The organism is Pseudomonas fluorescens, assembly GCF_018614775.1.
Taxonomy (GTDB): Bacteria; Pseudomonadota; Gammaproteobacteria; order Pseudomonadales; family Pseudomonadaceae; genus Aquipseudomonas; species Aquipseudomonas fluorescens_BY.
In genome coordinates this window covers 1-25,161 of record NZ_JAGGOF010000019.1, presented here as the reverse complement: position 1 = coordinate 25,161, position 25,161 = coordinate 1, and the positions used below count along the sequence as shown (strand labels likewise).

The 25,161-nt window shown below is 59.2% G+C and carries 20 protein-coding genes; 10 read left to right on the top strand and 10 right to left on the bottom strand.

The genetic code is table 11. The features are described 5' to 3' along the window. Positions 1-1,893: a tRNA uridine-5-carboxymethylaminomethyl(34) synthesis enzyme MnmG gene (gene mnmG, locus J7E36_RS05260; protein WP_215000571.1), complete on the bottom strand. Its 1,893-nt coding sequence runs from the start codon at positions 1,891-1,893 to the stop codon at positions 1-3. A gap of 551 nt (positions 1,894-2,444) precedes the next feature. Between mnmG and J7E36_RS05255 the strand changes: the two genes are divergently transcribed. The 3 genes from J7E36_RS05255 to J7E36_RS05245 all read left to right on the top strand — a co-directional run bounded on the left by J7E36_RS05255 (position 2,445) and on the right by J7E36_RS05245 (position 6,452). Next, the gene (locus J7E36_RS05255) at positions 2,445-2,951 is read left to right on the top strand and encodes a sigma-70 family RNA polymerase sigma factor (protein WP_215000569.1); all 507 of its coding nucleotides are present in this window, start codon (positions 2,445-2,447) and stop codon (positions 2,949-2,951) included. Further along, on the top strand, positions 2,951-3,898 hold the full coding sequence (locus J7E36_RS05250) for a FecR domain-containing protein (protein ID WP_215000567.1): 948 nt from the start codon (positions 2,951-2,953) through the stop codon (positions 3,896-3,898). The genes J7E36_RS05255 and J7E36_RS05250 overlap by 1 nt, the downstream gene beginning before the upstream one ends. Before the next feature lie 118 nt (positions 3,899-4,016). Continuing rightward, positions 4,017-6,452 (top strand): TonB-dependent siderophore receptor, encoded by a 2,436-nt coding sequence (locus tag J7E36_RS05245; RefSeq protein ID WP_215000714.1) that lies wholly within the window; start codon positions 4,017-4,019, stop codon positions 6,450-6,452. A gap of 42 nt (positions 6,453-6,494) precedes the next feature. Here J7E36_RS05245 and mnmE read toward each other — a convergent pair whose 3' ends face one another. The 5 genes from mnmE to rpmH form a co-directional block, all read right to left on the bottom strand. Next, the gene (gene mnmE, locus J7E36_RS05240) at positions 6,495-7,865 is read right to left on the bottom strand and encodes a tRNA uridine-5-carboxymethylaminomethyl(34) synthesis GTPase MnmE (protein WP_215000565.1); all 1,371 of its coding nucleotides are present in this window, start codon (positions 7,863-7,865) and stop codon (positions 6,495-6,497) included. 79 nt (positions 7,866-7,944) lie between these two features. Further along, positions 7,945-9,627, bottom strand: coding sequence for a membrane protein insertase YidC (gene yidC / locus J7E36_RS05235; protein ID WP_215000563.1), 1,683 nt, complete (start codon positions 9,625-9,627; stop codon positions 7,945-7,947). A 2-nt stretch (positions 9,628-9,629) separates the two neighbouring features. Beyond that, positions 9,630-9,875, bottom strand: a complete 246-nt coding sequence (gene yidD / locus J7E36_RS05230) for a membrane protein insertion efficiency factor YidD (protein ID WP_010465488.1) — start codon at positions 9,873-9,875, stop codon at positions 9,630-9,632. Next, a complete protein-coding gene (gene rnpA / locus J7E36_RS05225) occupies positions 9,868-10,269 on the bottom strand; it encodes a ribonuclease P protein component (RefSeq protein ID WP_215000712.1) in 402 nt (133 codons plus the stop codon). Before rnpA ends, yidD begins: the two co-directional genes overlap by 8 nt. A 16-nt stretch (positions 10,270-10,285) precedes the next feature. Next, positions 10,286-10,420: a 50S ribosomal protein L34 gene (gene rpmH / locus J7E36_RS05220; protein ID WP_003213577.1), complete on the bottom strand. Its 135-nt coding sequence runs from the start codon at positions 10,418-10,420 to the stop codon at positions 10,286-10,288. A 565-nt stretch (positions 10,421-10,985) separates the two neighbouring features. On the opposite strand from rpmH, the gene dnaA reads away from it, so the two are divergent. From dnaA to gabP, 5 genes are all read left to right on the top strand, one after another. Beyond that, positions 10,986-12,503, top strand: coding sequence for a chromosomal replication initiator protein DnaA (gene dnaA, locus J7E36_RS05215; RefSeq protein WP_215000560.1), 1,518 nt, complete (start codon positions 10,986-10,988; stop codon positions 12,501-12,503). A 39-nt stretch (positions 12,504-12,542) separates the two neighbouring features. After that, entirely contained in the window at positions 12,543-13,646 is a 1,104-nt protein-coding gene (dnaN, locus tag J7E36_RS05210; RefSeq protein WP_215000558.1) for a DNA polymerase III subunit beta, read from the top strand. A 20-nt stretch (positions 13,647-13,666) separates the two neighbouring features. After that, a complete protein-coding gene (gene recF / locus J7E36_RS05205) occupies positions 13,667-14,770 on the top strand; it encodes a DNA replication/repair protein RecF (protein WP_215000556.1) in 1,104 nt (367 codons plus the stop codon). A gap of 5 nt (positions 14,771-14,775) precedes the next feature. Beyond that, a complete protein-coding gene (gene gyrB / locus J7E36_RS05200; protein ID WP_215000554.1) occupies positions 14,776-17,193 on the top strand; it encodes a DNA topoisomerase (ATP-hydrolyzing) subunit B in 2,418 nt (805 codons plus the stop codon). Positions 17,194-17,475: 282 nt separating this feature from the next. Then, the gene (gene gabP, locus J7E36_RS05195) at positions 17,476-18,870 is read left to right on the top strand and encodes a GABA permease (RefSeq protein WP_215000552.1); all 1,395 of its coding nucleotides are present in this window, start codon (positions 17,476-17,478) and stop codon (positions 18,868-18,870) included. A gap of 190 nt (positions 18,871-19,060) precedes the next feature. On the opposite strand, the gene J7E36_RS05190 is transcribed toward gabP, so the two are convergent. From J7E36_RS05190 to glyQ, 4 genes are all read right to left on the bottom strand, one after another. Further along, complete coding sequence (locus J7E36_RS05190) at positions 19,061-19,840, bottom strand: lysophospholipid acyltransferase family protein (RefSeq protein ID WP_215000550.1); 780 nt, start codon at positions 19,838-19,840, stop codon at positions 19,061-19,063. A gap of 79 nt (positions 19,841-19,919) precedes the next feature. Next, positions 19,920-20,453, bottom strand: coding sequence for a D-glycero-beta-D-manno-heptose 1,7-bisphosphate 7-phosphatase (gene gmhB / locus J7E36_RS05185; protein ID WP_215000548.1), 534 nt, complete (start codon positions 20,451-20,453; stop codon positions 19,920-19,922). Between the two features lie 3 nt (positions 20,454-20,456). After that, positions 20,457-22,511 carry a glycine--tRNA ligase subunit beta gene (gene glyS / locus J7E36_RS05180; RefSeq protein WP_215000546.1) on the bottom strand — a complete coding sequence of 685 codons (2,055 nt, stop codon included), beginning with the start codon at positions 22,509-22,511 and terminating at the stop codon, positions 20,457-20,459. Continuing rightward, positions 22,508-23,461, bottom strand: coding sequence for a glycine--tRNA ligase subunit alpha (gene glyQ / locus J7E36_RS05175; protein ID WP_022641565.1), 954 nt, complete (start codon positions 23,459-23,461; stop codon positions 22,508-22,510). The genes glyS and glyQ overlap by 4 nt, the downstream gene beginning before the upstream one ends. 81 nt (positions 23,462-23,542) lie before the next feature. Here glyQ and J7E36_RS05170 point away from each other — a divergent pair, with 81 nt between their 5' ends. After that, positions 23,543-24,100 carry a DNA-3-methyladenine glycosylase I gene (locus tag J7E36_RS05170; protein ID WP_215000544.1) on the top strand — a complete coding sequence of 186 codons (558 nt, stop codon included), beginning with the start codon at positions 23,543-23,545 and terminating at the stop codon, positions 24,098-24,100. Between the two features lie 43 nt (positions 24,101-24,143). Further along, complete coding sequence (locus tag J7E36_RS05165) at positions 24,144-25,031, top strand: lysophospholipid acyltransferase (protein ID WP_215000542.1); 888 nt, start codon at positions 24,144-24,146, stop codon at positions 25,029-25,031. The last annotated feature ends 130 nt before the right edge of the window (positions 25,032-25,161 follow it).

Below are 25,161 nucleotides of genomic sequence, written 5' to 3'. Positions count from 1 at the left end.
TCAAGCGCTTTGCTCCAACTGGCGGCCCGCGCCGCGTTTTTTCAAATGAATCATCAACAGGGAAATGGCCGCAGGCGTCACGCCGGGGATGCGCGAGGCCTGGCCCAGGGTCTCCGGACGCGTAGCGCCAAGCTTGCTCTGGATTTCCTTCGACAACCCGGAAATCCCGGTGTAGTCGATATCCACAGGCAGTTTCGTGTCTTCGCTGGCGCGCAGACGGGCGATTTCATCCTGCTGGCGATCGATGTACCCGGCGTATTTGGTCTTGATCTCGACCTGTTCGGCCACCTGTGGATCTTCTGCGCCTTGGCCGGTCACTTCCACCAGCCCGGCATAGTCGATCTCCGGACGGCTCAACAGGTTGAGCAAATTGTATTCGTGGGTCAGCGGCGTACCGAATTTCGCGGCAATGGCATCGCCCTGTTCCGTACCGGGACGAACCCAGGTGCTTTTCAGGCGCTGCTCTTCCAGTTCGATACTCTCGCGTTTCTTGCAGAACGCGGCCCAACGCACGTCATCCACCAGCCCCAGCTCACGGCCTTTCTCGGTCAGGCGCAGGTCGGCGTTGTCTTCACGCAGGATCAGCCGATATTCGGCGCGGGACGTGAACATCCGGTACGGTTCCTGGGTACCCAGGGTAATCAGGTCGTCCACCAGCACGCCGATGTACGCCTCATCGCGACGTGGACACCAGCTGTCCTTGCCTTGGGCACGCAGCGCAGCATTTGCACCGGCCAACAAACCTTGGGCACCAGCCTCTTCATAACCGGTGGTGCCGTTGATCTGACCGGCAAAGAACAGGCCGCCAATGACTTTGGTTTCCAGGCTGTACTTCAGGTCACGCGGGTCGAAGTAATCGTACTCGATGGCGTAACCGGGGCGAACGATGTGGGCGTTTTCCATCCCGCGAATCGATTGGACGATCTGCAGTTGCACATCGAACGGCAGGGATGTGGAGATTCCGTTCGGGTACAGCTCGTGCGTGGTCAGGCCTTCGGGCTCGATGAAGACCTGATGGCTTTCCTTGTCGGCAAAGCGATGAATCTTGTCTTCGATCGACGGGCAATAACGCGGGCCGATGCCCTCGATCACGCCGGAATACATCGGCGAACGATCCAGGTTGGCAGCAATGATTTCGTGAGTACGGGCATTGGTGTGGGTGATCCAGCAGCTCACCTGCTGCGGATGCTGCTCTTTCGACCCCATGAACGACATCACCGGGATCGGCGTGTCGCCCGGTTGCTCGGTCATGACCGAAAAATCCACCGACCGGCCATCGATACGCGGCGGGGTACCGGTTTTCAGGCGGCCAACACGCAGTGGTAACTCACGCAGGCGCTGGGCCAACGCAATGGAAGGCGGATCGCCAGCGCGGCCACCGGAATAGTTCTGCATACCGATGTGGATAAGTCCGCCGAGGAAGGTCCCGGTGGCCAACACAACCGAATCGGCGAAGAACCGCAGGCCCATTTGCGTAATCACGCCGCGGACCTGGTCCTGCTCGACGATCAGGTCATCGGCAGCCTGTTGAAATATCCACAGGTTCGGCTGGTTCTCCAGGATTTCGCGGACAGCGGCCTTGTACAGGACCCGGTCGGCCTGGGCGCGAGTGGCGCGTACGGCCGGGCCTTTGCGGCTGTTCAACACGCGAAACTGAATACCGCCTTTATCCGTGGCAATCGCCATGGCGCCGCCAAGGGCGTCGATTTCCTTGACCAGGTGGCTTTTACCGATCCCACCAATGGCGGGGTTGCAGCTCATGGCGCCGAGGGTTTCCACGTTATGCGTCAGCAACAGGGTTTTGGCTTCCATGCGTGCTGATGCAAGTGCTGCCTCGGTACCGGCATGACCGCCGCCGATGACGATCACTTCAAAACGGGAAGGGAAATCCACCACGCACCTCGTGCCTGCTTAATTCAGGTAATTCGGAAATAGGTTTTGACTCTGGCCATCGGGCGTTTTGAGCCAGGTCGGCAAGTATAGGGACTTCGCCCTTCCTAAAGAACCCTTTGCACAAAATTTAACCAGCTGTGGAGAACTCGCGGTTAAAGAAATAAAAAAGAAAGAAATTTATAAAACCTTTGTTTTTATGTTTATTCTTACTGAGCTGATTATCTGTGGATAAAACCATACAGGCCTTCATTTACGCTATGTACAGCGTTTCAAAACCCTGTGGTCATGTGGCAATGAGGGGCTTGGATAAGCGGTGTAAGCCTGTGGATGAATAGGCGTGTTATCCACAGAGACGGTTATCTTCAGTTTTTGAGGGGGCTTATCAACCTGGCTCAGGGGCAGTTATTCACAGGGCTTAATCGTGCTTGCGCGCCCCTCAAGCACGTTGCGTCAAGCTAAAACTGAAAAGCTTGTTGATGGGAGCCCCGGGGCTATTGTGAGAAGACGTAACAGAAGCTAATAATAGCTATTATCATTAGCGCGCCCGGACTATGCCTTTGTCTTCTCATACTGCTGCGATCGAGCGAATTTATGAGCAACACCATTCGTGGCTGTACGGGTGGCTCAGGGGCAAGTTGCAGAACGCTTGCGATGCTGCGGACGTTGCCCATGACACGTTTGTGCGGATTCTTGGGGCACGCAATGCCATGCAGATTCGCGAGCCACGGGATTACCTCGCCACGGTCGCAAGAGGCCTGGTCATTGATCGTTATAGAAGGCAGGCTATTGAAGCCGCCTATCTGGAGTCTCTTTCAGCGCGACCCGAGCCCACCGCGATCAGTGAAGAAGACAAGGCATTGATCATCGAGACGCTGGTCTCTGTGGATAAAGCCTTGGCGGGGTTGGGAACCCGTACCCGGCGCATCTTCATGCTGTCGCAAATCGGCGGGCTGACTTATCAACAGATTGCCGGGCAATTGAAGGTTTCCCTGACCACCGTGAAAAAGCACATGGTGCGCGCACTCACCGAGTGCGCATTGATCATGGCCGAACGCTGATGCCTGCCCTGCCGGATCGCAAGATCTTCGAAGCGGCCGCCAGTTGGTACGTGCAGTTTCAGGACAGTCCCCCTTCGCACACCGAACGCCTGGCTTGGCAGGGCTGGCTCGACAGCGATCCAGCCCACCAAGATGCGTGGCACCAGATCGAGCAACTGCAGCGCCATCTCGGTGCGTTGCCCCAGGACGTTTCACGGCGTGCATTGAATACCGGACAACACCGGCGCCAGGTACTCAAGCTGCTGTTGTTGTTGGCCGCCACGGGTTCTGTCGGGTGGAACCTGCGAGACCACAGGACGCTGGCCTCGGTCTGGGCCGATTACAAAACCGCAGTGGGGCAGCGTCGTGCCCTTGACCTGGCGGACGGTAGCCGTATTCATCTCAACACCGAAACAGTCATAGATATTTCGTTCGACACTCACCAGCGGCTGATTCGGTTGTTCAGCGGGGAAATCCTGGTGCAGACCGGCAAACTCAAAGACACACGGCCTTTTTTTGTCGAGACCGAGGATGGCCGTATTCAGGCGCTGGGGACGCGATTCACGGTACGCCGGTTGTCGGACTCGACGCGTGTGGGCGTGCTGCAAGACCGGGTCAGCATTGCGCCGGGAGGGGGCCCGAACGACACCGCTACCCTTGAGGCCGGCGAGCAAGCCGACTTCAACAGTCAGGGCCTGGGGGCCATCCAATCCTATCGTTCCGCGCAAGCGGCGTGGGTGGACGGCCAGATGATCGTTCTCGACACGCCCCTGGGGGACGTCATTGAAGAGCTGGGTCGTTATCGACCCGGTGTCCTGCAATGTCAGGAACGGGCCCGGCACTTGCGGGTCTCCGGTACGTTTCGCCTGGACTCCACGGATGCCGTGCTGGCTAACCTGCAGGCGTCGTTGCCCATTCAGGTTCGATATTTCAGCCAATACTGGGTGTCGATCAGGCGAATGGGATGAGGACATCCCGGCACCCGCAAATAAATGGGTGACGGGGGTTATCTTTTTCCGTGCTGATACGGCCCTTCAGGTAATCGCGATAACGCGGCTCTTTGCCAACCTCCAGGGCTTACCCACCATGCGCCTCTCCACGTTTCGTCAGCGTTTTTCTCAGCACTGCATCGCTTATGGCCTGTTGATAACCAGCACCGCAGGCGGCGTGCTGGTGGCCCCTGGCGCTTTCGCCAATACCGCCACGCAGCACTACGCTATTGCCGCCGGTTCACTGGACACCGTTCTGAACCAGTTCGCCGCGAAAGCCAATGTCATCCTCTCGTTCTCTCCACAGCAGACCGGTCAGATGCAGAGCCCCGGGTTGACCGGTGACTATTCCGTTGAACAGGGATTCGCCCAGCTGTTGCAAGGTTCAGGGCTCCAGGCCATGGCGCAGGCGCCCGGCAGTTACACGCTGTACGCCTTGCCGACGGGCCAGACAATCGAACTGGCAGCCACCAGTATCAGCGCGACGGCGGCCAACCCGATGGACCTGGATTACGCCACCGATGTGGGCTACAGGGCACAAAACAGCCGGATCGGTACGAAAACCAGCACGCCGTTGTCAGAAACGCCGCGCTCGGTGTCGGTGGTTACCGGCCAGCGTATGAAAGACCAGAAGTCACAGACCCTGACCGATGTCCTGGGTTATGTTCCTGGCATCTTCGCCCCGCCTTTCGCCGCTGGCGACAGCTTGGCTGGGGACCTGTTCTATATACGCGGCTTCAACGCCACGGATTATGGCTATGGCTTGCTCCGCGATGGCCTCAGGGTCCAGGGCAACCGCTACGACACCAGCTCGGAGCCATACGGATTGGAGCGAGTCGAGGTATTCCGCGGGCCGTCTTCGCTGCTTTATGGAGAGAATGCGCCGGGTGGCCTGGTCAATCTTGTCAGCAAGCGGCCGACCGCCACGCCACAGGGCGAAGTCCAGCTGGGCTATGGATCCCACAACCGGCGTCAGGTTGGCGTGGACGTCTCCGGACCGCTCGCCGAGAACGACAATATCCTCGGCCGGATCGTAATGTTGGGCCGTAACGCGGATACCCAGACCGACCACGTTCCAGATGACCGTCTCTACATAGCGCCCTCCCTGACTCTGAATTTCGATGACTTCAACACGCTCACCCTGCTGGCCAACTATCAGAAAGATCACACCAACATGGAGTTGGGGTTACCAGCCGCCGGTACGCTGCTCAGCAACCCGAACGGTCAGTTGCCCAAGGACACCATGCTTGGCGATCCGGACTGGAACACCTTCGAGCGGGAAACCTGGAGCACCGGTTATGAATACAGCCACCGCTTCAATGACGATTGGCAGTTCCGGCAGAACTCGCGCTACCTGCAATCACGCATCACCCGCCACGAAACCTGGCCCGGCAGTTTGAACAACGGCGGCTTTGGCCGCCGCGTGAACGTCACGGCCTATGACCGTTTCAACAAATCGATGGTGTACTCCCTGGATAACCAGTTGGAGGGTAAGTTCAGCACGGGGGGTCTGGAAAATACCCTGCTGTTCGGTGCCAGCTATGATCGGACGTCGTTCAATCAGGATTGGAATGCCGGCGTCGTCGGGCCTGTGGATATCTACAACCCGGTGTACCTGGGCGATCCGAAGACGCCGATCGCGGTGCAAAACACCTTGCTCGAACAACAGATGAAAGGGGTTTATACCCAGTTGCAGAGCAAATACGACCGCTGGCTGTTTCTACTTGGTGGGCGCCAGGATTGGGTCGACAGCGATTTCCGCGACAAGGTCGCCAGCGCGGGAAACATCAGCTCGAAGGACAAGAAGTTCACCTATCAGGGTGGCTTGATGTACCAGTTCGACAACGGCATGACGCCTTACGTCAGTTACTCGACGGCCTTCGTACCGGTGCAGCAGATTTCCAATGCCGGCACGCCGCTTGAACCGATCACCAGCAGCCAGTATGAAGTCGGCCTCAAATACGAGCCCATTGGCTGGGATACTGCCTTCACTGCGTCCGTCTACGATTTGCGCAAAAAAGACGACACTTACTTCGACGCTACCACGTCGACTTATCGTCAGGTGGGTGAGAGCCGTGCCAAGGGCGTGGAGCTGGAGCTCAATAGCAACCTGACCCCAGCCCTGAATGTCACGGCCTCCTACACTTATACCGATGCGCGGGTGACCGAGGATGCGCCGACATCCCTGGTAAAAGGCCACCAGATGACCGGCGTACCGCGAAACCAGGCCTCTTTCTGGGCCAAATATCGCTTTCTGGAAAGTAACTTGAAAGGGTTGTACGTGGCGGGCGGCGTGCGCTATTTCGACAGCGCATACGCCTACACCGCGCCCACCCTGTACGGAAAGCTCGATGCCGGCGATGTTACGCTGGTGGACGCCGCCGTCGGCTACCAGATCGATACGCATTGGAGTGTCGACTTGAACGCGAAGAACCTGTTCGACAAGGAGTATGTTTCGGGTTGCAACGATGCGGGGCGCTGCTACTGGGGTGAAGACCGTACGCTGCTCGGCACGGTTTCATACAACTGGTAACTAAAAAAGCCAGGCTGTGGATAAATTGTCCACAGCCTCCGTTCATTTGCCGATGCAGAAGCTGGAGAAGATCCGTCCCAGCAAGTCATCGGAACTGAACGCCCCGGTGATTTCACCCAGCGAATGCTGGGCCTGACGCAGATCTTCGGCGAGCAGTTCGCCGGCACCGGCCAATGTCAGTTGAGCACGGCCATGTTCCAGAGCGGCACTGGCATGACGCAACGCCTCCAAATGCCGGCGTCGGGCGCTGAAGCTGCTTTCCGAGGTCTGCTCATAGCCCATGCAAGCCTTGAGATGCTCGCGCAACAATTCGAGGCCTTCGCCAGCCGACTTCGCGCTCAGGCTGATGGTCACATGCCCATCGTCACTGACTTCAAGGGCAATCGCTTCCCCGGTGAGGTCGGCCTTGTTGCGAATCAAGGTGACTTTTGCCGGATCCGGTCGGACTTCGAGGAATTCCGGCCACAAGGCGAATGGGTCGTCGGCTTCCGGCGACGTGGCGTCCACGACCAGCAACACCCTGTCCGCTTCGCTGATGGCTTTGAGTGCCCGCTCAACGCCGATTTTCTCAACCTGGTCGTCGGTGTCTCGCAGCCCCGCAGTGTCCACCACGTGCAGTGGCATTCCGTCGATGTGGATATGTTCACGCAAGATATCCCGGGTGGTGCCGGCGATCTCCGTGACAATGGCGGCCTCACGACCGGCCAGGGCGTTCAGGAGGCTGGATTTACCAGCGTTTGGCCGTCCAGCAATCACCACGGTCATACCGTCACGCAGCAAGGCACCCTGCCCCGCTTCGCGCAGTACTGTGGATAACTCATCGCGAACCTTGTCCAGCATGGTCAGCACATGGCCATCGGCAAGGAAATCGATTTCTTCTTCCGGGAAGTCGATCGCCGCCTCGACGTAGATGCGCAGGCCGATCAATTGCTCGGTCAGGTTATGCACACGCTGTGAAAAAGCACCTTGCAACGAACGCAACGCGTTGCGCGCGGCCTGGGCCGAGCTGGCTTCGATCAGATCGGCAATGGCCTCGGCCTGGGCAAGGTCGAGTTTGTCGTTGAGGAACGCGCGCTCGCTGAACTCTCCCGGCCGGGCCAGGCGGCAACCCAGTTCCAGGCAACGCTTGAGCAGCATATCCAGGACGACGGGGCCGCCGTGGCCTTGCAGTTCCAGCACGTCTTCGCCGGTAAACGAATTCGGTCCGGGGAAATACAGGGCAAGGCCCTCGTCCAGCACTTGCTGATCGTCACTGAAGAACGGGCCGTAGTGAGCAAACCGCGGTTTGAGCTCGCGACCGCTGATAGCTTTGGCCGCAGTGCTGGCCAACGGCCCCGAGATACGGACGATGCCGACCCCGCCACGACCTTGGGCGGTGGCAACGGCGGCGATGGTTTCACGCGGTGCGCTCATAAACCGGTATCCAGACAAAAGTGGCAGATAGCAAAACGCCCCACTAGGGGGCGTTTTGTGTGGTTATCCACAGAGCAAGTTACGCCTCGGCTTTTTTCGTCGCCGCTTCGATCTTACGTGTGATGTACCACTGCTGAGTGATGGACAACACGTTGTTCACAACCCAGTACAGCACAAGACCCGCCGGGAACCACAGGAAGAAGAAGGTGAAGATGATCGGCATCATTTTCATGACCTTCGCCTGCATCGGATCCGGCGGTGTCGGGTTCAACTGCTGCTGGATGAACATGGTCGCACCCATGATGATCGGCAGGATGAAGAACGGGTCCTTGATCGACAGGTCGGTAATCCACAGCATGAATGGCGCCTGGCGCATTTCCACGCTTTCCAGCAACACCCAGTACAGCGACAGGAACACAGGCATCTGCACAAGAATCGGCAAGCAACCACCCAGCGGGTTGATCTTCTCCTTCTTGTACAGCTCCATCATGGCCTGGGACATTTTCTGCCGATCATCGCCATGTTGTTCTTTCAGGGCAGCCAGTTTCGGTGCCACTGCACGCATGCGCGCCATGGATTTGTAGCTGGCAGCCGACAACGGGAAGAAAAGCCCCTTGATCAGCATGGTCAGGAAGATGATCGACCAGCCCCAGTTACCGACAATGCTGTGGATATGTTGCAGCAGCCAGAAGATCGGCTGGGCGATGAACCACAGGAAGCCATAGTCGACGGTCAATTCCAGACCGGGGGACAACTGCTTCAGCACCGCCTGGCTTTTCGGGCCGGCATACAGAATGGCGCTGGTTTCGGCTTTTGCACCGGGCGCAGCGGTCAACGCCGGGCCGGTGTAACCGATGATGTAGTTGCCTTTGCTGTCCTTGCGTGTCTGGACGACGTTGCTTTCGCCTTTCTGCGGGATCCAGGCAGTCACAAAGTAGTGTTGCAGCCAGGCAACCCAGCCACCTTGGACGGTTTCCTTGAGCTGTGCCTTGTCCATGTCCTTCATGGACACTTTCTTGTACGGCTCCGAACTTGTCCACAGGGCGGCGCCCAGGTAAGTCGCGGTGCCAGTGGCGGTGCTGGAGGAAGGATCGGAGCTGGCGTCGCGCTTCAATTGCGCGAACATCGCACCGGACCAGGGCTGGGCGCTCTGGTTGTCGATCAGATAGGACACAGTCACGTCATACAGGCCACGTTTCAAGGTGAAACGCTTGATGTAGTTGACGCCATCCTTGCTGAACTTCAGGTCAACGACCAGTTGATCCTGACCATCAGCCAGTTGATAAGTCTTCTTCTCGGCAGAGTAGGTCGGACGACCGGCCGGGCTTGCGTCCGGGCCGTTGGTGCCGATCAGGCCACTCTGGGCCAGGTAGGTCCGCTCGTTGCCGTTGTCGAACAACTGGAACGGAATTTCCGGATGATCCTGGCGACGGGGATACAGCGGCAGCTTCAGCTGGGCGATGTCACCACCTTGTGGATCGATTGCCAGCTCGAGCACGTCCGTCTTGATCTGAATCAGATCCTTGCTGACCGCCACTGGGGCTTCTGCAGGAGCGCTGGTATCGCTTGCCGCGCGGGGGATGTCGTCATTGCTGGCAGCAGTGTTGCCAACAGGGGCATCCGGCAGGCTCGGTGCGGTATTGCTGGCTGCAACATTCTGAGTCGGCAGGGCAGCCTGGCCATAGTCCTGGTTCCATTTAAGGACCATGACGTAGGACACGATTGCCAGGGCGACGATCAGGATCGTGCGTTTGATATCCATGATTACTCGGCCATCGAAGAAGAACGGGAGGTAGGGATAGGCGGAACCGGGTCATAGCCGCCGGGATTCCACGGATGACAGCGACCTAAACGACGAAAGGTCAGCCAGCCACCGCGCAGAAGGCCATGATTTTCTATGGCTTCATACGCGTAGCAGGAACAACTGGGGTAGAAACGACAGTGACTGGCCATCAAGGGACTAATGGCGTAGCGGTAAAACTGGATCGGAACGAGTGCCAGTTTACGCATCTGGACTGTCTACCCCTACAGTTTCGGTGTTGACTGCTGGTACCGGCTTGTTACGTGCCAGACGCTTCCAGAGCTTGCCGAAATGCTGAATCAATTCGGGGTTTTCTACGTCACCCAAACCTTTGCGCGCGACGATAACGATGTCCCATCCGACCAGTGAATCCTGGTTCAGGCGAAACGATTCGCGCATCAGACGTTTGAGGCGATTGCGCTGAACGGAGAGCTTGACGCTCTTTTTCCCGATAACCAGCCCGAGTCGGGGGTGATCGAGATCGTTGCCACGCGCAAGGAGCAGGAGATTTTTCCCCGGAACCTTGCCGGTAGGGGAGTCAAAGACTGCCTTGAAATGCCGGGGAGTAAGCAGACGCTTTTCCCGACTGAAGTCCTGACTCACCTCCAGTGCCGGATTATCAAACTGCCAGACGCGCACGACCTTTGGCGCGACGACGCGACAGGACGGCACGACCGTTCTTGGTAGCCATGCGAGCACGGAAACCGTGGGTACGAGCGCGTTTGATAGTGCTTGGTTGGAAAGTACGTTTCATGTCGTGTTACCTGGTTCGTCCACAACGGGCCGGAATGGCCCCCGTTTTAAGAGACCGGGGATTCTAGAGAAAGCAAGCCTCTAGGTCAATTTCCAACCAGCGTTTCCTTTAAATAGATGCGCAGCCTTCCTGGCGGATTCATCACACGGCACTAGATATAGAAATAAAGAAGGGAATTATTTAAAGCTTTTCTGTAAAGCTTATAGAAGCTAGGCAGCCACTTTTCTGTGGATAACCACCCCCAGGCCTTATAATCCGTCATGTACAGAGGATGACAACTACAGTGGAAAACGGTGTTCAGGCTGTGCTGCGCCCTCGGATAAGCTGTGTGTGGAACGGGCAGTTATCCACAGGCCGGTTATCCACCGGGTTCAACCCCCACTTATGCAATGACCTCAGACCCGGTTATCCACAGAGCTTATCCACTGACCGTCTGTCGCCTTTCTCTTTGTTAAGGCATTGATAATCATGGGCGATCGGCAACCTGCATGTGGATAAGTGGGCGTCTGGTCGCTACAATGGCCGCTTGTTTTTGCCTCACCGGCTTTCAACTTAGGGGATGTCCGTGTCAGTGGAACTTTGGCAGCAGTGCGTGGAGCTTTTGCGCGATGAGCTGCCTGCCCAACAATTCAACACTTGGATCCGTCCACTACAGGTCGAAGCCGAAGGCGACGAGTTGCGTGTCTATGCGCCCAACCGTTTCGTTCTCGACTGGGTCAACGAAAAGTACCTGGGTCGCGTCCTGGAACTGCTCGACGAGCATGGCAATGGCACGGCGCCTGCGCTGTCCTTATTAATAGGCAGCAAACGCAGTTCGGCACCGCGCGCGGCGCCCAATGCGCCGCTGGCCGCAGCCGCCTCCCAGGCCCAGGCAGCCGCTGCGCCGGTTAACACCGCCCCTGCTCCCGCACCTGCCCCGAGCAAACGCAGTACGCAGAAAACGGCGGAAGTCAGCGAAGAGCCGTCCCGGGACAGTTTCGATCCCATGGCAGGCGCGAGCTCGCAGCAGGCTCCGGTGCGTGCCGAACAGCGCAACGTCCAGGTCGAAGGTGCGCTCAAGCACACCAGCTACCTGAACCGGACCTTTACCTTCGAAAACTTCGTCGAAGGTAAATCCAACCAGTTGGCCAGGGCCGCCGCCTGGCAAGTGGCGGATAACCCCAAGCACGGCTATAACCCGCTGTTCCTTTATGGTGGCGTGGGCCTGGGTAAAACCCACTTGATGCACGCGGTGGGCAACCATCTGTTGAAGAAGAACCCGAATGCCAAGGTCGTTTACCTGCATTCCGAGCGTTTCGTGGCCGACATGGTCAAGGCGTTGCAATTGAACGCGATCAACGAGTTCAAGCGGTTCTACCGTTCGGTGGACGCCTTGCTGATCGACGACATCCAGTTCTTCGCCCGCAAGGAGCGTTCCCAGGAAGAGTTTTTCCACACCTTCAACGCGTTGCTTGAAGGTGGGCAGCAGGTCATTCTCACCAGTGACCGTTATCCGAAAGAAATCGAGGGCCTGGAAGAGCGCCTGAAATCCCGTTTCGGCTGGGGCCTGACGGTGGCTGTCGAGCCGCCAGAGCTGGAAACCCGGGTCGCGATTTTGATGAAGAAGGCTGACCAGGCCAAGGTCGAGCTGCCTCATGACGCCGCGTTCTTCATTGCCCAGCGCATTCGCTCGAACGTGCGAGAGCTCGAAGGTGCCCTCAAGCGGGTGATCGCTCATTCGCACTTCATGGGCCGCGACATCACCATCGAGCTGATTCGCGAATCCTTGAAAGACCTGCTGGCGCTCCAGGACAAGCTGGTCTCTGTGGATAACATTCAGCGCACGGTGGCTGAATACTACAAGATCAAGATTTCCGACCTGTTGTCCAAGCGCCGTTCGCGTTCGGTCGCGCGCCCGCGTCAGGTAGCCATGGCCTTGTCCAAGGAACTGACCAACCACAGCCTGCCGGAAATCGGCGATGTGTTTGGTGGGCGTGACCACACCACCGTGCTGCACGCCTGCCGCAAGATCAACGAACTTAAGGAATCCGACGCGGACATCCGCGAGGACTACAAGAACCTGCTGCGTACACTGACCACTTGATGACCACCAGCGCAGCTAATTAAGGCAAGGGACTAGACCATGCATTTCACCATTCAACGCGAAGCCCTGTTGAAACCCCTGCAACTGGTCGCCGGCGTCGTCGAACGCCGTCAGACCTTGCCGGTCCTTTCCAACGTGCTGTTGGTTGTCGAAGGCCAGCAGCTGTCGCTGACCGGTACCGACCTGGAAGTCGAGCTGGTTGGTCGCGTGCAACTTGAAGAGCCAGCCGACCCGGGTTCCATCACGGTGCCGGCGCGCAAGCTGATGGACATCTGCAAAAGCCTGCCCAACGACGCGCTGATCGACATCAAGGTCGATGAGCAGAAGCTCGTGGTCAAGGCCGGTCGCAGCCGTTTCACCTTGTCGACCCTGCCCGCCAACGATTTCCCGACGGTTGAGGAAGGCCCGGGTTCGCTGACCTGCAGCCTCGATCAGAGCAAGCTGCGTCGCCTGATCGAACGCACCAGTTTCGCCATGGCCCAGCAGGACGTGCGTTATTACCTCAACGGCATGTTGCTGGAAGTGTCCGCCGGGGTCATTCGTGCCGTTGCGACCGACGGGCATCGCCTGGCAATGTGTTCGATGCAGGCCGATATCGGTCAGCCGGATCGCCATCAAGTGATCGTGCCGCGCAAAGGTATCCTGGAGCTGGCGCGCTTGCTGACCGAGCCGGACGGCAACGTCAGTATCGTATTGGGCCAGCATCACATTCGCGCCACCACCGGTGAATTCACCTTCACCTCGAAGCTGGTGGACGGCAAGTTCCCGGATTACGAGCGGGTGCTGCCTAAAGGTGGCGACAAGCTGGTGCTGGGCGATCGCCAGGCGCTGCGTGAAGCCTTCAGCCGCACGGCGATCCTGTCCAACGAAAAGTACCGTGGCATTCGCTTGCAACTGGCTAATGGTCAGCTGAAGATCCAGGCCAACAACCCGGAACAGGAAGAAGCGGAAGAAGAAGTGGGCGTTAACTACAACGGCGGCTCCCTGGAAATCGGCTTCAACGTCAGCTACCTGCTCGACGTGCTGGGCGTGATGACCACCGAGCAAGTGCGTCTGATCCTGTCCGACTCCAACAGCAGTGCGCTGGTGCAGGAGTCCGATAACGACGATTCGGCTTACGTTGTCATGCCGATGCGTCTGTAATCATGCCCAGCAGAAGCTAGATGTCTCTAAGTCGCGTCTCGGTCACCGCGGTGCGCAATCTGCACCCGGTGACCTTCTCCCCCTCCCCCCGAATCAATATCCTTTACGGCGCCAACGGCAGCGGCAAAACCAGCGTCCTGGAAGCCGTCCACCTGCTGGGCCTGGCCCGTTCGTTTCGCAGCACCCGCCTGTTGCCGGTGATCCAGTACGATCAATTGGCATGCACGGTGTTTGGTCAGGTGGAGTTGGCGCAAGGCGGTCACAGTGCCTTGGGTATTTCCCGGGATCGACAGGGCGAGTTCCAGATCCGCATCGACGGCCAGAACGCGCGCAGCGCTGCGCAGCTGGCGGAGATACTGCCGTTGCAGCTGATAAACCCGGACAGCTTCCGGCTGCTGGAGGGGGCACCGAAGATTCGTCGGCAGTTTCTCGATTGGGGCGTGTTCCACGTGGAACCGCGCTTCATGACCACTTGGCAACGCCTGCAGAAGGCGCTGCGCCAGCGAAACTCTTGGCTTCGGCATGGTACACTTGACGCCGTTTCGCAAGCGGTTTGGGACAGGGAACTGTGCCAGGCCAGCGCTGAAATCGATGAATACCGCCGCGCTTACATCAAAGCCTTGAAACCGGTCTTCGAGCAGACCTTGAGCGAACTGGTTGAGCTTGAGGGCCTGACGCTCAGCTATTACCGAGGCTGGGACAAGGACCGGGAATTGAGTGCTGTGCTGGCTGGCTCGCTGCAGCGCGATCAGCAGATGGGCCATACCCAGGCTGGGCCACAACGCGCTGACTTGCGTCTCCGATTGGGCGCACATAACGCCGCGGACATCTTGTCCCGGGGTCAGCAGAAGTTGGTGGTGTGTGCTTTGCGGATCGCCCAGGGGCATCTGGTCAGCCAGGCCCGGCGCGGTCAGTGTATTTATCTGGTGGATGACTTGCCGTCCGAGCTGGACGAAGCCCACCGCCGCGCGCTCTGCCGCTTGCTGGAAGACTTACGCTGCCAGGTATTCATCACCTGTGTAGATCACGAATTATTGAGGGAAGGCTGGCAAACGGAAACGCCAGTCGCCCTGTTCCACGTGGAACAGGGCCGTATCACCCAGACCCACGACCATCGGGAGTGAAGGCATTGAGCGAAGAACATACGTACGACTCAACGAGCATTAAAGTGCTGAAAGGCCTGGATGCCGTACGCAAACGTCCCGGCATGTACATTGGCGACACCGATGATGGTAGCGGCTTGCACCACATGGTGTTCGAGGTGGTCGACAACTCCATCGACGAAGCCCTCGCCGGCCATTGTGACGATATCAGCATCATTATCCACCCGGACGAGTCCATCACCGTTCGCGACAACGGCCGCGGCATTCCGGTCGACGTGCACAAAGAGGAAGGCGTTTCCGCCGCTGAGGTCATCATGACCGTCCTCCATGCTGGCGGTAAGTTCGACGACAACTCCTACAAAGTATCCGGCGGCCTCCACGGCGTAGGTGTCTCGGTAGTGAACGCACTGTCCGAACAATTGGTGCTCACCGTTCGCCGCAGCGGCAAGATCTGGGAACAGACTTATATCCACGGCGTTCCACAGGCCCCCATGGCGATCGTTGGCGACAGCGAAACCACTGGCACCCAGATCCATTTCAAGGCTTCCAGCGAAACCTTCAAGAACATCCACTTCAGCTGGGACATCCTGGCCAAGCGGATTCGCGAACTGTCTTTCCTGAACTCCGGTGTCGGCATCGTCCTCAAGGATGAGCGCAGCGGCAAGGAGGAACTGTTCAAGTACGAAGGTGGCTTGCGCGCGTTCGTTGAATACCTGAACACCAACAAGACCGCGGTCAACCAGGTGTTCCACTTCAACATCCAGCGAGAAGACGGCATCGGTGTGGAAATCGCCCTGCAGTGGAACGACAGCTTCAACGAGAACCTGTTGTGCTTCACCAATAACATTCCCCAGCGCGACGGCGGCACCCACCTGGTGGGCTTCCGTTCGGCGCTGACGCGTAACCTGAACAACTACATCGAGCAGGAAGGCCTGGCGAAGAAGCACAAAGTCGCCACCACCGGTGATGATGCCCGTGAAGGCCTCACGGCGATCATTTCGGTGAAAGTGCCGGATCCGAAGTTCAGCTCCCAGACCAAGGACAAGCTGGTTTCTTCCGAAGTGAAGACCGCTGTCGAGCAGGAAATGGGCAAATACTTCTCCGACTTCCTGCTGGAGAACCCGAACGAAGCCAAGCTGGTGGTCGGCAAGATGATCGACGCCGCCCGCGCCCGTGAAGCTGCACGCAAGGCCCGCGAGATGACCCGCCGCAAAGGCGCACTGGACATCGCCGGGCTGCCGGGCAAACTGGCTGACTGCCAGGAAAAGGACCCTGCCCTGTCCGAGCTGTACCTCGTGGAAGGTGACTCTGCTGGCGGTTCCGCCAAGCAGGGTCGCAACCGCCGCACCCAGGCCATCCTGCCGCTCAAGGGCAAGATCCTGAACGTCGAGAAAGCGCGCTTCGACAAGATGATTTCCTCCCAGGAAGTCGGCACCTTGATCACCGCGCTGGGCTGTGGCATTGGCCGCGACGAGTACAACATCGACAAGCTGCGTTATCACAACATCATCATCATGACCGACGCCGACGTCGACGGTTCGCACATCCGTACCCTGCTGCTGACGTTCTTCTTCCGTCAACTGCCGGAGCTGATCGAGCGCGGTTACATCTACATCGCCCAGCCACCGTTGTACAAGGTCAAGAAAGGCAAGCAAGAGCAATACATCAAAGACGACGACGCCATGGAAGAGTACATGACGCAGTCGGCCCTGGAAGACGCCAGCCTGCACCTGAACGAAGATGCCCCCGGGATCTCCGGCGAAGCCCTCGAACGCCTGGTCAACGACTTCCGTCTGGTGATGAAAACGCTCAAGCGCCTGTCGCGCCTGTACCCGCAGGAGCTGACCGAGCACTTCATCTACCTGCCGGCCGTCAGCCTGGAGCAATTGTCCGATCACGCCGCGATGCAGGATTGGCTGGCCCAGTACGAAGTACGCCTGCGCACCGTCGAGAAGTCCGGCCTGGTCTATAAAGCCAGTCTGCGTGAAGACCGTGAGCGCAACGTTTGGCTGCCGGAGGTCGAACTGATATCCCACGGCCTGTCGAACTACGTCACCTTCAACCGCGACTTCTTCGGCAGTAACGACTACAAGACTGTGGTCTCCCTCGGCGCGCAACTGAGCACGCTGCTGGACGATGGCGCCTACATCCAAAGGGGTGAGCGCAAGAAAGCCGTGACCGAGTTCAAGGAAGCCCTTGAATGGCTGATGGCCGAAAGCACCAAGCGCCACACCATCCAGCGCTACAAAGGGCTGGGTGAAATGAACCCGGATCAGCTGTGGGAAACCACCATGGACCCGAGCTCGCGCCGCATGCTGAAGGTGACCATCGAAGACGCCATTGGCGCGGACCAGATCTTCAACACCCTGATGGGTGATGCGGTCGAACCTCGCCGTGACTTCATCGAGAGCAACGCGTTGGCGGTGTCCAACCTGGATTTCTGATCCAACCGCAGCACACGCTCCAAATAAAAAGCCAACGCCATGCGTTGGCTTTTTTATGCGGCAAAGGTAGCGCCCTGAGTGGGCAACGTCGGGTAACCCAGTAACACTTTGAAGCAAAACCTTTAGTACTCAATGACTTGGCAAGCGGCCAAGCCCCCGGCATACGGGCATTTGACCGAGGCTGGCGCAATTCTTGCGTCTTTAATAACTTACACATCGTTTTTTTATTTTTACAGGAACGATGGTACGAGATTGGGTGAACACATCTAAAAGGTGGTATCAATGAGCGGTACGCAAACTTCCGATACGCTGGAGCAAGGGCTCAAACCACGGCATGTAACGATGCTGTCCATCGCCGGCGTGATTGGCGCCGGTCTATTCGTCGGCTCCGGACATGCTATTGCAGCGGCCGGCCCCGCCGTGTTGCTGGCCTACGCTGCTGCCGGTGCCTTGGTGGTGTTGGTAATGCGTATGCTGGGGGAAATGGCCGTCGCATCGCCGGACACCGGTTCGTTCTCGACTTACGCTGATCGCGCGATCGGCCATTGGGCCGGCTTCACCATCGGTTGGCTTTACTGGTGGTTCTGGGTCCTGGTGATCCCACTGGAGGCCAACGCCGCGGCGACCATTCTGCATGCCTGGTTCCCGAACATAGCGATCTGGGCCTTCACCCTGGTCATCACCCTGCTGCTGACGGTCACCAACCTGTTCAGCGTGAAGAATTACGGCGAGTTCGAGTTCTGGTTCGCCTTGGTCAAGGTCGTGGCGATCATCGGATTCGTCGGCCTGGGCATCCTGGCGATTTTCGGGTTGTTGCCTACCAGTCAGGTCAGCGGTGTTTCGCACCTGTTCGATACCCAAGGCTTCCTGCCCAACGGCATGGGCGCGGTACTGGGGGCGATCCTCACCACCATGTTTTCGTTCATGGGGACCGAGATCGTCACCATCGCCGCCGCTGAATCGAAGAACCCGGGGCAGCAGATCTCCAAGGCCACCAACTCGGTGATCTGGCGGATAGGCTTGTTCTACCTGGTGTCGATCTTCATCGTCGTTGCGCTGGTGCCGTGGAATGATCCGCTATTGGCCAGCGTGGGTTCTTACCAGACGGTGCTGGAACGCATGGGCATCCCGAATGCCAAGCTCATTGTCGATATCGTCGTCCTGGTAGCGGTGACCAGTTGCTTGAACTCGGCGCTGTATACCGCTTCGCGAATGATGTTCTCGCTGGGCAAGCGCGGTGATGCTCCGGCCGTTGCCAAGCGTACCAACAAGAGCGGCACGCCTTACTGGGCCGTGATGTTGTCCACTGCGGCGGCCTTCCTGGCGGTGTTCGCCAACTACGTGGCGCCGGCGGCTGTCTTTGAGTTCCTGTTGGCAAGTTCGGGTGCCATTGCGCTGCTGGTGTACCTGGTCATCGCGATTTCGCAGTTGCGCATGCGCAAACAGCGCATGGCCCGCGGTGAAAAAGTTGCCTTCAGCATGTGGCTCTTCCCTGGCCTGACCTATGCGGTGATCGTGTTCATCGTCGGCTCGCTGACCATCATGCTGTTCCAGGAAGCCCACCGCGTGGAAATCCTCGCCACCGGGCTGCTCAGCTTGCTGGTGGTGGCTTCCGGGGTGCTGGTGCAGCGCCGTCGGGTCGGGAAAGCAGGAAGCCTGGTTCACACCCACGGCTGATTGATCGTTCCCACGCGGGAGCGTGGGAACGATCAAATCGCTGCCGAGGGCTGCGACTTTTCCGAGCGCTATAAAAACTTATGCACCTTTCCGCCGGTTTTATGTGTTTATGAAATATGTATTAAAAACATAGACTTAAACCATAAAATCGGCGGATTACAGAAAACGGTACACAGCTTATCCACAGATGTCAGACAGCAACCTGATCCGTAGCCGCCGGTGCTGCGGGGGTGGGAGGCAGCGAGCCCATTTCCCTTTGCGTCTGTTCGTTCCAGGTCTGAACCCGGTCGTTCAACTCAGCAACGGCGCGAGGCCCAGTGCCTTCGGCGTACATCGGCTCACCGATGACCACGGTGATGACACCTGGGGTGCGGAACCAACCTGCCTTGGGCCAGAATTTACCGGCATTGTGTGCAATCGGCAGCACAGGCAGGTTAGCGTTCACCGCCAATGCCGAACCGCTGCGGGAAAACTTGCCGACCGTCCCATAAGGAACTCGGGTGCCTTCAGGAAAGATCAGCACCCAGACGTTGTCCTTGAGTAACTCGTCGCCTTTCTTTGCCACTTGCTTGAGTGCCAACTTGGGGTTGTCGCGATCGATGGCGATCGGTCGCAGCATCGCCATTGCCCAGCCGAAAAACGGCACGAACAGCAATTCACGCTTGAGCACCTGGCTCAGCGGCTCGAAGTAGGCCGACAGGAAGAACGTCTCCCAGGTGCTCTGGTGGTTGGACTGAATCACACAGGGCCGGTCCGGCACGTTCTCGGCGCCCTTCACTTCATAGTGAATGCCCAGGAACACCTTGCTCAGCCACAGTGCGCAACGGCACCAGTACACATTGATAAAACGGTAGCGCGCCTTGAACGGCAGAAAAGGCGCGATAAAGAAACTCAGGGAACACCACAGCAACGAGCTGGTGCCCAGCAGCAGGTAAAAGAGAAAGGTTCTGATGGCCTGCAATATCGACATAGCGGCGTTTACCGTTGCGGGCAATGCCCGCCTGTTCAAGCGCTTCCCGAACACTCCTTGTCAGGACGTCGTGGGAGCTCTAATTGTGGATAAGTTCAGCGGCAATCGCCGCCAGGTCGTCAAAGATCAAGGTGCCCACCGGTAGAGTCTTGCCCAGAGTCTTCTCGCCTTTCCCGGTCTTTACCAAAACTGGCTGACAATCGACGGCCTTGGCGGCCTCCAGGTCACTGAGACTGTCGCCGACAAACCACACCCCGGCCAGCGCCACGTCGTAATGCGCGGCAATGGTTTTCAACAGGCCCGGCTTGGGCTTGCGGCAATCGCACCCTTCGTCCGGCCCATGAGGGCAATAAACGATCAACCCGACTTCACCACCCTGCTCCGCCACCAGGGCGCGCAAGCGCTCATGCATGGCCTCCAGCGTGGCCAGGTCGTAATAACCGCGAGCAATGCCCGACTGGTTGGTGGCGATTGCCACCGTCCAGCCGGCCTTGCTCAACTGCGCGATGGCTTCGATCGAACCGGGGAGCGGCAACCACTCCTCCACCGATTTGATGTAAGCGTCGGAGTCGTGATTGATCACCCCGTCCCGATCGAGAATCAGCAGTTTCAAGGCCTACCCCAGCAGCGAAATGTCGGCGACGCCGAGGAACAGGCCACGTAGACGCGCCAGCAGCGCGTAACGATTGGCCCGCACATTGGCGTCTTCGGCATTGACCATCACCGCCTCGAAAAACGCATCCACCGGTTCGCGCAGTGCCGCCAGGCGCGCCAGGGTTGCGCTGTACTGACGCGCTACCGCCATCGGCTGGACCGCCTGGTCCGCCTGCTGGATCGCCGAATACAGGGAGAACTCGTTGGCGTTGTCGAAATACTTGGCTTCGACGGTGGTCGCGATGTTGCCTTCGGCCTTGCTCAACAGGTTCGACACACGCTTGTTCACAGCAGCCAGTGCCGCCGCTTCCGGCAACTTGCGGAACGCCTGCACCGCTTGCACGCGCTGGTCGAAGTCCAGGGCAGAACCTGGCTTCAGGGCACGCACCGACAGGTAGGTCGCGACGTCGACACCTTCGTCTTCATAACGCGCACGCAGGCGGTCGAAGATGAATTCCAGCACCGCGTCGGCCAGGTCTGGTGCCTTGACCTTGCTGCCGAATGCGTTGACGGCGAAGGCCACCGCATCGTTCAGGTCCAGGTCCAGCTGCTTGTCGATCAGGATCCGCAACACACCCAGCGCCGCGCGACGCAGGGCATACGGGTCTTTGCTGCCGGTGGGCAACATGCCGATGCCGAAGATGCCAACCAGGGTGTCGAGCTTGTCGGCGATCGCCACGGCCGCACCGGTCAGGGTGGTCGGCAGTTCCGCACCGGCACCGCGCGGCATGTACTGCTCGTTCAGCGCCAGGGCCACGTCTTGCGGCTCGCCGTCGTTGAGGGCGTAGTAGTAACCGGCGACGCCTTGCATCTCCGGGAACTCACCGACCATCTCGGTGGACAGGTCGCACTTGGACAGCAGGCCGGCACGGGCCGCGCGCTGGGCGTCGCCGCCGATGCGTGGGGCAATGTACGCCGCCAGCTTGGACACGCGTTCGGCCTTGTCGTAGACGCTGCCGAGTTTTTCCTGGAACACCACGTTCTTCAGGCGCTCGTTGAAGCTTTCCAGCGGCTGTTTCTTGTCTTGCTTGAAGAAGAACTCGGCGTCGGTCAGGCGCGGGCGAACGACTTTTTCGTTACCGGCGATGATCTGCTGCGGGTCCTTGCTCTCGATGTTGGCGACCGTGATGAAGCGCGGCAGCAACTTGCCTTCGGCGTCCAGCAGGCAGAAGTACTTCTGGTTGTCCTGCATGGTGGTGATCAGCGCTTCCTGGGGCACTTCAAGGAAACGTTCCTCGAACGAGCACACCAGCGGCACCGGCCATTCCACCAGGGCGGTCACTTCGTCCAGCAGGTTTGGCGGCACGATGGCGGTGCCTTCCTGGCGGGTGGCCAGCTCTTCAGTGCGCTTGCTGATCAGTTCGCGACGCTCGTTGGCATCGGCCAGCACGTAGGCGGCACGCAGGTCGGCCAGGTAGTTGGCCGGCGAGGTGATGCGCACGCTTTCTGGATGATGGAAGCGATGACCGCGTGAATCGCGACCGGCCTTCTGGGCCAGGATTGTGCAATCGATGACCTGGTCACCGAGCAGCATCACCAGCCATTGGGTCGGGCGCACGAACTCTTCCTTGCGCGCGGCCCAGCGCATGCGCTTGGGAATCGGCAAGTCATTGAGGGAGTCTTCGACGATGGTCGGCAACAGGCTGGCGGTCGGCTTGCCCTTGATGCTCTGGCTATAGCGCAGCTTCGGGCCGCTCTGGTCGATTTCGCTCAGCTCTACGCCGCACTTCTTGGCGAAGCCCAGGGCGGCCTGGGTCGGATTTCCGTCGGCATCGAAGGCGGCCTGGCGTGGCGGGCCATCGAGGTTGATGCTGCGGTCCGGCTGTTGGGTCGCCAGCGCCGTGATCAGCACGGCCAGGCGACGCGGCGCGGCGTAGACCTGTTTGGCTTCGTAGCTCAGGCCAGCGGCTTGCAGGCCTTTGTCGATACCGGCCAGGAACGCGTCGGCCAGGGTGTTCAGGGCTTTGGGTGGCAGTTCTTCGGTGCCCAGTTCAACCAGGAAATCTTGCGCACTCATTGTGCAGCCTCCAGCTTAGCCAACACTTCATCACGCAGGTCCGGGGTCGCCATCGGGAAGCCCAGCTTGGCGCGGGCCAGCAGGTAGGCTTGCGCAACGGAACGCGCCAGGGTGCGCACACGCAGGATGTATTGCTGGCGCGCGGTCACGGAAATCGCCCGGCGTGCGTCCAGCAGGTTGAAGGTATGGGAGGCCTTCAACACCATTTCATAGCTCGGCAACGGCAGCGGCTGGTCCAGCTCGATCAGGCGCTTGGCTTCGCTTTCATAGAAATCGAACAGCTCGAACAGCTTGTCGACGTTGGCGTGTTCGAAGTTGTAGGTCGATTGCTCCACTTCGTTCTGGTGGAACACGTCGCCATAGGTCACCTTGCCGAACGGGCCGTCGGCCCACACCAGGTCGTAGACCGAATCCACGCCTTGCAGGTACATGGCCAGGCGCTCAAGGCCATAGGTGATTTCGCCGGTCACCGGGTAACACTCGATGCCGCCCGCCTGCTGGAAGTAGGTGAACTGAGTCACTTCCATGCCGTTGAGCCAGACTTCCCAGCCCAGGCCCCAGGCGCCGAGGGTCGGTGATTCCCAGTTGTCTTCGACGAAACGGATGTCGTGCACCAGCGGGTCGAGGCCCACGTGCTTGAGGGAGCCCAAGTACAGTTCCTGGAAGTTTTCCGGGTTCGGCTTCAGGACGACCTGGAACTGGTAGTAATGCTGCAGACGGTTCGGGTTCTCGCCGTAGCGGCCGTCAGTCGGGCGGCGGCTGGGCTGCACGTAGGCGGCGTTCCAGGTTTCCGGGCCGATGGCACGCAGAAACGTGGCAGTGTGGAAAGTGCCGGCGCCTACTTCCATATCGTAGGGCTGAAGTACCACGCAACCTTGCTCGGCCCAGTATTGCTGGAGGGCGAGGATCAAGTCTTGGAAGGTACGCACGGCTGGCGTAGGCTGGCTCACGAAATTCACCTGTTTCTTGGGCTGCGATTTAAAGAGCGGGAGTATACCCGATTCGTTCCTGCGCACGCCCCCTGGAGCCTTATGCCACGCTGCTTTTGGTGTTCCGAAGATCCGCTGTACATGGCCTATCACGATCAGGAGTGGGGGACGCCGCTGCGCGATGCGCAGGGTTTGTTCGAGTTGCTTTTGCTCGAAGGGTTCCAGGCCGGACTGTCCTGGATCACCGTGCTGCGCAAGCGCGCGCACTACCGCGAGGTGCTGTACAACTTCGACGTACAGCGGGTGGCGCAGATGAGCGACGCCGAAATCGAGGACCTGATGCAAGACCCCGGCATCATCCGCAACCGCCTCAAACTCAAGGCCGCCCGCCGCAACGCCCAGGCCTGGCTGGCGTTGGAAGACCCGGTGGCGTTCCTCTGGTCGTTCGTCGGCGACAAGCCGATCATCAACCATTTCAAGGACCGCACCGAAGTGCCGGCCATCACGCCCGAGGCCCTCGCGATGAGCAAAGGCCTGAAAAAGGCCGGCTTCACCTTCGTCGGCCCGACCATTTGCTACGCACTGATGCAGGCCTCGGGGATGGTCATGGACCACACCCAGGACTGCGACCGTTACGCCGAGCTGGCAAACGGTGGTTAGAATAGCCGGCTCGCAACACGGCCCATACATTCAGGAGTGACCTGTGGATAAGTTGAAAGGCGCCTTGCTGGTCGGCGCTCTGCGGTTGTTTGCGCTGCTGCCCTGGCGAGCGGTACAAGCGGTGGGGGCGGCCATTGGCTGGCTGATGTGGAAACTGCCCAACCGCTCCCGCGACGTGGTGCGGATCAACCTCGCCAAGTGCTTCCCCGAGATGGACCCGGCCGAGCGCGAACGCCTGGTGGGCCAGAGCCTCAAGGACATCGGCAAATCCCTGACCGAAAGTGCCTGCGCCTGGATCTGGCCGGCCCAGCGCTCCATCGACCTGGTGCGCGAAGTCGAAGGCCTGGATGTACTGAAAGAGGCCCTGGCGTCCGGCAAAGGCGTGGTGGGCATCACCAGCCACCTGGGCAACTGGGAAGTGCTCAACCATTTTTATTGCAGCCAGTGCAAACCGATCATTTTCTACCGCCCGCCCAAGCTCAAGGCGGTGGATGAACTGCTGCGCAAACAGCGCGTGCAACTGGGCAACAAAGTCGCCGCATCGACCAAGGAAGGCATCCTCAGCGTCATCAAGGAAGTGCGCAAGGGCGGCCAGGTGGGCATCCCCGCCGACCCGGAACCGGCCGAATCCGCCGGCATCTTCGTGCCCTTTTTTGCCACCCAGGCCCTGACCAGCAAGTTCGTGCCGAACATGCTCGCCGGCGGCAAAGCCGTCGGCGTCTTCCTCCACGCCCTGCGCCTGCCGGACGGCTCCGGCTACAAAGTCATCCTCGAAGCCGCCCCCGACGCCATGTACAGCACCGACACCGAAACCGCCTGCGCCGCCATGAGCAAAGTGGTCGAACGCTACGTGCGCGCCTACCCGAGCCAATACATGTGGAGCATGAAACGCTTCAAGAAACGCCCGCCGGGCGAGGCGCGGTGGTACTGAGCCAGCTTCTTACGGGCAACCAAACCCCTCAAGCACGCCGCTCCCCTTTGTGGGAGCGGGCTTGCTCGCGAAAGCGCCCTAACAACCGCCACGCATCCAACTGAAAACACACCCCCCTGTGGGAGCGAGC